The sequence below is a fragment of the Acetivibrio sp. MSJd-27 genome (assembly GCF_018918095.1).
In the GTDB taxonomy this organism is placed as follows: Bacteria; Bacillota; Clostridia; order UMGS1840; family HGM11507; genus HGM11507.
Window position 1 is genome coordinate 1 of sequence record NZ_JAHLPV010000064.1, and the last position, 7,636, is coordinate 7,636.

Here is a 7,636-nt window from a genome sequence, read left to right on the forward strand (position 1 = left end):
TATGCGATGTTCATGCCAATCTCCTGCATGGTACGGCGCAGCGAGGGGATGCCGTACAGGTGCTGGATGAACACAATTTTGAACAATACCACCGGGTCAATGCTGGGACGGCCGTTGTCGCGGCTGTAAAGCGCATCCACCAAGTCGTACAGATGCGTAAAATCCACCGCGCTGTCAATCTGCCGCAGCAGATGCTCCGATGGAACCAGCTCCTCCAAACATAGGATTTCTACTACATTTCTGCGCAATTCCTGCTCTTTTGCTAGCACACGCCGTCCCTCCCCAGTCTTTTCTTATCTTTATTTTACCACACATACGCAAAAAAGCCCAGTGTATACTGGACTTTTTCGACAGGCTGGAATATCCTCCACCTGTTATAAGGCGGAGGATATTTGGCTTTTTAGTTGATATTTTTTGAAAAATAAAGTATAATATTGGGGAAATGCGGCAAGTATGCGGTGTTTCCTTTCAAAAACTTGTAATTACGAGGTTGTAGTATGGATTGGGTTGCGGAAACCTTTCGGAAAATGACATTAGAACAAAAAATAGGACAGTTGATCATCAGCAGAAGCAATTTTAAAAGTTCGACGCTGGAAATGTTGCGGAAAGGATGGCTGGGAGGCATCGGCTCGATTTTCATCCGCTTTGTCTGCGGTTCCGATGCGAATAAAATTGTGAAGCTGACCAATCAGATTCAGGAAGAATCCCTGATTCCGCCGTTTTTTTATACCGATTGTGAAAATGGGCTCCCCCATGTGTTTACCATCGGAACAGAGTTTCCAAATAATATGGCGGTTGCGGCAACGGGCGATCCGGAGTTGGCCTATAAAATGGGGCGTGCGATCGCGAATGAAGCCAGAACGCTGGGCTATGATATCATCGCAGGTCCGGTGCTGGACATCAATTCCAATCCACAAAATCCGATCATTGGAACCCGAGCCTTCGCGGATACGGTTGAGGTGGTTACAGAGTTCGGGAAAAGGTATGTGGACGGGGTTCAGGAGGAACAAGTGATTGCCTGCGGAAAGCATTTTCCGGGGCATGGAGATACAGACATCGACTCCCATATCAGTGTTCCGGTAGTCGGCAAATGTTTGAAGACGTTAAAGAAGAAGGAACTGGCTCCATTCCGAACTTTGGTGGATTATGGTATGAAGTCTGTTATGACCTCCCATACTTATTTCCCCGAATTGCAGACGGGGGAAGAAGTACCGGTAACTTTTTCGGAAAAGGCGGTGAAAAAGCTGCTGATTGGCTCCTGGAAATTTAAAGGCCTTGTCATTTCAGACAGCTTGTCCATGAATGCTATCACTTCCGACTATTCAGTCGAGGAAGCTGCCGTTCTTTCTGTAAAAGCGGGAAACGACTTGCTTTTGCAGGATTACAATACCGATCCGATGGTGACGTTCAACGGCCTTTTGAATGCCGTAAAGGATGGAAGGCTTGACGAAAAAGAGGATATTGACAAAAAGGTCTTAAAAATTCTTCAAGCAAAGGAATGGTGCAATATCCGCACAAAACCTCTGCTCAGAGAGAAAACGATAGAAGACTTGAACAAAAATAAATTTCATCAAATGCTTTCCGCGGAAATTGCGGAGAAATCAGTGACTGTCTTGGAAAACCGTGCTATGCCTATTCCGGCAAAGCAGGAAATATTGGTGATATCGACGAGAAATGATGAAGACTTGGGCAGCACATGTGATCTGGGAACCATTATTTCCCCGAAATCCATAGTGCTGTATGAGTATCTGAAGGAATATAATGAAAATACGGCGATTACCACAATTTCCGAAAATCCGGGTGAGGAAGAGAAAAAGAGAATTTTGCAGCTCAGCAAAAAGTTTAAGCATGTCATTGTCACCAACTATATCCGGATTATCAGCTATAAGCAGGGAAGCGGCACCATTCCGGACAGCCAGATCGATTTTATTGAACGGCTGGCAAAACAAAACCGAAGCGTGACCAATCTGATATTTGGCAATCCCTATGTGATTGCGCGTTTGCCGAAAACCGCCAATGTCATAGCCGCATACAGCGACTGTAACTACTCCATAAAAGCCGCCGTGGATATTCTTTTTGGAACAAAGAAACCGAAGGGGAAACTGCCTGTTAAGCTGAGTCGAAAATACGAGCGCGGATATGGTCTATGATCTCACTCCGTCTTCGCAGTCGGCGGGAAAAATTTTAGTAATACAAGCTTCGGCTGTCTGCATTCCGGCGAAAAGCTATTTTGGAACAAAAGAGAAAATTTTATAGAGATACTTGAAAAAGTCCCGTTTGCGGGACTTTTTTTCATCCAGGAAATCCCTATTATTTATTCTGTATTCTGTCATATTTTTTTGGACGAGATAATAGGATATACAGAAACGTACAAAAGGAGGAGAAACCATGATTTATTTCGATAAATCAGGGCCGGATACAACAGATGGATGGAATGGGCTCAATACAAAGCAGGCGGAAGAATCCAAAAAAATGTATGGTGACAACAGTATCACCCAAACGAAAAAGAAAAGCTTTTTCAGGCAGTTTCTAAGCAATTTTGGGGACCCCATCATCAAAATTTTGCTGATTGCACTTGCGCTGAACGTACTGTTTACCTTTCGGAATTTCGACTGGTTTGAATCATTGGGAATCGCGTTTGCTATTTTTCTGGCCACTTTTGTTTCCACTTTTTCGGAATTTTCCAGTGAGGCAGCTTTTGAACAGCTTCAGGAGGATGCGGGAAAGATTACCTGCCGAGTCAGGCGGGAAGGGAAACTGATACTCCTTCCGATCAACGAGATTGTAGTGGGAGATATCGTTTTATTGCAGTCCGGAGAACGTATCCCGGCAGATGGCATTATTCTTCAGGGCGAACTTAATGTGGCTCAGTCCGCTCTGAACGGAGAAAGCTTGGAATGCAAAAAGAGACCAGCTTCCGCTGAAACGGAACAGTGGGATTTGATGTCGAAACATCAGCTGTTCCGAGGCAGTGTCGTTTCCAACGGTGATGGCATTATGCAAGTTGTCAGGGTTGGAAACGGAACCTTTTATGGCGCTATGGCAAAGGATATGCAGGAGGATACCAGGCAAAGCCCCCTAAAACTTAGACTGGAAAACTTAGCAAACAGCATCAGCAAGCTGGGCTATATCGGTGCAGGCTTGGTAGCCTTGGCAGATTTGTTTCACTCTATCGTGATGGACTGTGGTTTTCAGCTTCCTCTCATTATGGAGAAGCTTACCACTCCGGCTGCACTGTTCAGCTCTTTATTGCATGCTATGACGCTGGCTATCACAGTGGTAGTGGTGGCGGTACCCGAGGGACTCCCTATGATGATAACCGTGGTGCTCTCTGCGAATATGCGTAGAATGCTGAAAGACAATGTTCTGGTTCGAAAACTGGTGGGGATCGAGACGTCCGGCAGCCTGAATATTTTGTTTACGGATAAGACGGGAACCCTTACCAAAGGTCAATTATCCGTTGCTCATTTCATAAAGGGAGACGGAAAAGAATATCGAAGCAAGGAGGACTTTCAGCGCAAAGCAAAGCCACTGTACGACATTTTTGAGTTGGGAAGCTATTTCAATACCGGCAGCGCCGTATCCGCAGAGCAAGCTGTCGGAGGAAATGCTACCGACCGCGCTCTGTTATCCTATGTTCTCCCGGTAAGGGAAGGGGTTAAGCGTTATCAAAAATTGGAAGTAGTTCCCTTTGACAGCGCTAGAAAATTTTCTTCTGTCCATATCAAAGGAGAAAAAGAATATATTCTGATAAAGGGTGCACCGGAAAAAATACTTCCCAATGTTTCAAGGTATTACGATGAAGCGGGAAAGGTATGCTCCCTGACAAACAGAAGTATTCTCAGAAAAAAGTGGAATGAGATGGCAAATCAAGCGATCCGCGTGCTTGCCGTTGCCGTTTCAGAAAAAAAAATTACGGAGGAAGGCAATTTTGAAAATCTGATTTTGGTTGGGCTGGTCGGTATACGAGATGAAATTCGGCCGGAGGTTCGCGGTGCCGTTCGTCAGGTGCGGGAAGCAGGGGTGCAGGTGATCATGATAACCGGAGACAATAAGGAAACAGCAGCAGCGATCGCAAAAGAAGCGGAGTTGCTGGGATATCATGATGGAAGTATTCTTCTCACCAGCGCGGAGCTTTCCCAATTGAGCGATACGCAGCTAAAAGAAATGCTTCCTAAAATCTGTGTCATTGCAAGGGCGGTTCCGACGGACAAAAGCCGGTTGGTACGGATCGCGCAGGAAATGGATTTGGTTGTGGGAATGACAGGAGACGGGATCAATGACGCACCCGCATTGAAGCGGGCGGATGTTGGTTTTGCCATGGGCAGCGGCACGGAGGTGGCAAAGGAAGCGTCGGATATCGTGATTGTGGATAATAATTTCGCCTCCATTGTCAAAGCGATTTTGTATGGAAGAACGATTTTCAAAAGCATTCGGAAATTTATCGTGTTTCAGCTCACCATGAATCTGTGTGCAGTGGGTGTTTCCATGATAGGCCCTTTTATCGGCATCGATTCTCCGGTAACCATAGTACAGATGCTCTGGATTAATATGATTATGGATACGTTAGGTGGCTTGGCATTCGCTGGGGAACCTCCGTTGTCCGAATACATGAATGAAAAACCAAAACGCAGGGACGAACCAATTTTAAATGGGTATATGCTCAATCAAATCGGCGTGATGACGGCTTTTATTCTTACTTTGTGTATTCTGTTTCTGAAATGCGGTTTTGTAAAAGACTATTTTCATTACGCGGAAAATGATATCTATTTTCTGACGGCTTTCTTTAACTTCTTTATTTTCTTAAGTATTTTTAATTGCTTTAATGTGAGAACAACCAGGGTGAAGATCTTTTCAAACCTGTGGCAGAATAAAATATTTTTGGTAATTATGTGCGGTGTCCTTTTTGCCCAGCTTTTATTTGTCTATTTCGGAGGGGAACTGTTCCGCACGATCCCACTTCCATTAAGAGAGCTGAAAATTGTTATTTTCTGTGCGCTGATTGTATTTCCGGCGGACATGATACGAAAAGCAGTTTTAAAAATCAGTCGGAAGAATTGTTCTGTATAAAATCGAAAAAGAGGGAATAATAACCTCACGAACCTCTAAGGCATTGAAAATGCCAAGAGATTCGGAGAACATTGAAATGCAATCTCCCGCTAAATCGCTGCATAACGGGGCAATGCCCCTTTATGAAAAAACGCAAAGGAAATTCATCAAAAATTCCTTTGCGTTTTTTATAATCTGGAAAATTCTGTTGCCGTTTTTTGAGCAAACAAAAATTTTTGTGTTGATATAGATTACTCAAACTCAATAAGCCCTAATTTTTCATAAAAGTTTCTTGTGATTCTATCCTGTACAGTCAGTCCGTTGTCCTTTTGGAATGCTTTGACCGCATAAAGCATTCCACTGTCAAAGTAACCGTAAGGTGTCCCTTTAAAATATCCTCTTTCTTTCAAAGCAATTTGAATTCGCTTTACATCAGCTCCGTAAGTACCGGTTGTAAGTGTGCGGAACCCGCGGGAGAAATCTCCCAATGTCCCATCTTCGATGGTAACTTTCGTGCCGATAGGGATGGTGTCCATCAATTGTCTGGCATCGTCATTATACATACGAATACATCCGTGAGAGGAATTCCAGCCGATAGAGTATGGCTTATCTGTTCCATGAATTCCAAATTTTCCCCAAGGTACATTGAAGCCCATCCAGCTTCCGCCAAATCCGCCTGTCCAGTCCCCTTTTGATACGATTTTCCAGGTGCCGACCGGGGAGGGGGTGGAGGGTTTTCCGCCGGCGCAGGGATAGGTTTTTATAAGCTGCCCGTTTTCAAATAAATATAGCTTCGAAGCTTCACAGTCTACAAAAATATGATATTTCCCCCGATGTATCATACTGCCTCCAGCCGCCACTGTATTTGCCTGTCTGGTAATTTGAAACATACAGCAGAATAAAATCAGCAGCGGAAGTACAATCCCAAGTGTTCGAATGGTTTTTTTCAAGAAGAACCACCTCATTTTTTGTTGTTTACTAACAAAATATGAGACGGAAACAGGATCTATGCTGTCTTCTCTAGATTTTTACGGTGAGTGTAACGCAGGGATGCTTATCGTCTAGTTCCGCATGCAAAACGAAAAAGGCGTTCTTAAATTCTTCCACCTGTTCCTGAACGTAAGAGTTATACGCGAATACAGGATATTCTGCATAGAAAGGCCGATCCATTGACAGCGTGTTCCGATCGATTTCCAGTTGTTCTCCGGCAAGCAATTTATGTTTCCGGTAGGTTAAATCCTCCGGGATAAAATCAGCCTGATTGGAAATGCTGATTCGTTTCGCATATCTAGAAAAAACCGGAACATGCACCAGAACCTTTTGCGTGTCCATAAGCCCTTCTGCCTGATATTGAACGGTCACAATGTTTTTATTGGCAACATGAATCTTAATATTGCATGAAACGCCGCCGTAGGACAAGACGATCTGCTTTGCGGAGATAAAATGTGCTTTTTCGTGCATATAAAATAGTTTTCCGCCGGATATCACATTAAAACAGGAGAAACGAGGATCGGCGATGGAGTGCCCACCGCCGACTATCAGTCCGGCGTCCCGGTGATAGATGCTGAATAAATTCTGACGTTCCAGAATCCAGCGGCTGTGATACAATTTCTGTGTCAGAATGCAGACAGGAATGGTAAACCCTTTTTCTTTGATAAGAATACTGTTACAGTTGTTTTCCGAATAGGACAGAATCGGATGCTCCAAACGATCAATTTCGATCACGCAGTCTTCACTGGATGTTTCTTGCTTTTCCGGCAATAAAACATCTTCCGGGACCGAATAATAGGAGGCTGTAAAGAAGCCCAGCATCTGATGGGAATTCAGCAGATAAAACGGATTTTCAGAAAGCCCTCTTACATGCTTTCCGGCGAATTGCAGACCTGCTGGTTCTCTTACAAAAGCACCTGGGATATAAGGAAATCCGTTAAAATATTCATATCGGTTTCTGGTGTCAATGCATCCGATGGGGGAGAAGTTATCATAATAGCATTTCAGCAGATAATTTATATTTGCCAGAACAGCCTGGTAAACCTCTTTGTTCTGGTTTCCGCTATAGTGAGAGAAAAGAGCCAGTGCGCCTAGAGAGGTATGAGCGTATTCAACCACCAGAGATCCGCCCTCCAGCCAGGTACCGAATGGAAGCTGGTGACGGCATACATCAGTCATGACTTCCTGGCAGAAATCCATCATTTTCTGATCCTGATATAATTGACCATAACGGTAACAGAGGGCTATACACCACAAAAAATGATTTGCAACCGTATAATTTTCAACATTTTTTCGGTAGGTTCCGCTCTCGAAATCCCGCCTGGTTTCCCGGAAAATTCCTTGAACAGAGCAGTGAACCGCCTTTTCATATTCCTGAAATTTTTCACGGGAAAGTGCGTCCTTAAGCAGGTGAATGGTATTGAGCAAGTGAAGGGTATTCCATTCCTCATACATATAACCCCAGGAATGATCATAGGTGACTAACTATTAAAAGTCAAGACATTTTTAAAAAAATTAAGTAATTGAAAAATAGGCGCACTTAAACAAGCCCTATGTTTCAAGGACTAAAAAAATATTAGATAAAGATTATCTCAAA

The 7,636-nt window shown here is 43.9% G+C and carries 5 protein-coding genes; 2 read left to right on the top strand and 3 right to left on the bottom strand.

The features are described 5' to 3' along the window. On the bottom strand, positions 1-269 hold a 269-nt coding region (locus KQI32_RS12690; RefSeq protein ID WP_216423449.1), incomplete at its 3' end, for a transposase. A 228-nt stretch (positions 270-497) separates the two neighbouring features. Between KQI32_RS12690 and KQI32_RS12695 the strand changes: the two genes are divergently transcribed. Together KQI32_RS12695 and KQI32_RS12700 are read left to right on the top strand one after the other, a co-directional pair. Beyond that, positions 498-2,150, top strand: coding sequence for a glycoside hydrolase family 3 protein (locus KQI32_RS12695; protein ID WP_216425907.1), 1,653 nt, complete (start codon positions 498-500; stop codon positions 2,148-2,150). A 238-nt stretch (positions 2,151-2,388) separates the two neighbouring features. Beyond that, the gene (locus KQI32_RS12700) at positions 2,389-5,070 is read left to right on the top strand and encodes a calcium-translocating P-type ATPase, PMCA-type (protein WP_216425910.1); all 2,682 of its coding nucleotides are present in this window, start codon (positions 2,389-2,391) and stop codon (positions 5,068-5,070) included. A 230-nt stretch (positions 5,071-5,300) separates the two neighbouring features. On the opposite strand, the gene KQI32_RS12705 is transcribed toward KQI32_RS12700, so the two are convergent. Both KQI32_RS12705 and KQI32_RS12710 read right to left on the bottom strand, forming a co-directional pair. After that, on the bottom strand, positions 5,301-5,999 hold the full coding sequence (locus KQI32_RS12705) for a L,D-transpeptidase family protein (RefSeq protein WP_216425915.1): 699 nt from the start codon (positions 5,997-5,999) through the stop codon (positions 5,301-5,303). A gap of 70 nt (positions 6,000-6,069) precedes the next feature. Beyond that, positions 6,070-7,494 carry a hypothetical protein gene (locus tag KQI32_RS12710; RefSeq protein WP_216425916.1) on the bottom strand — a complete coding sequence of 475 codons (1,425 nt, stop codon included), beginning with the start codon at positions 7,492-7,494 and terminating at the stop codon, positions 6,070-6,072. Positions 7,495-7,636 lie beyond the last annotated feature (142 nt).

Bases quoted from the DNA above. Each gene is read 5' to 3' on its own strand.
- KQI32_RS12695 (WP_216425907.1), top strand. From the start codon at position 498: ATGGATTGGGTTGCGGAAACCTTTCGGAAAATGACATTAGAACAAAAA.
- KQI32_RS12700 (WP_216425910.1), top strand. From the start codon at position 2,389: ATGATTTATTTCGATAAATCAGGGCCGGATACAACAGATGGATGGAAT.
- KQI32_RS12710 (WP_216425916.1), bottom strand. From the start codon at position 7,494: ATGTATGAGGAATGGAATACCCTTCACTTGCTCAATACCATTCACCTG.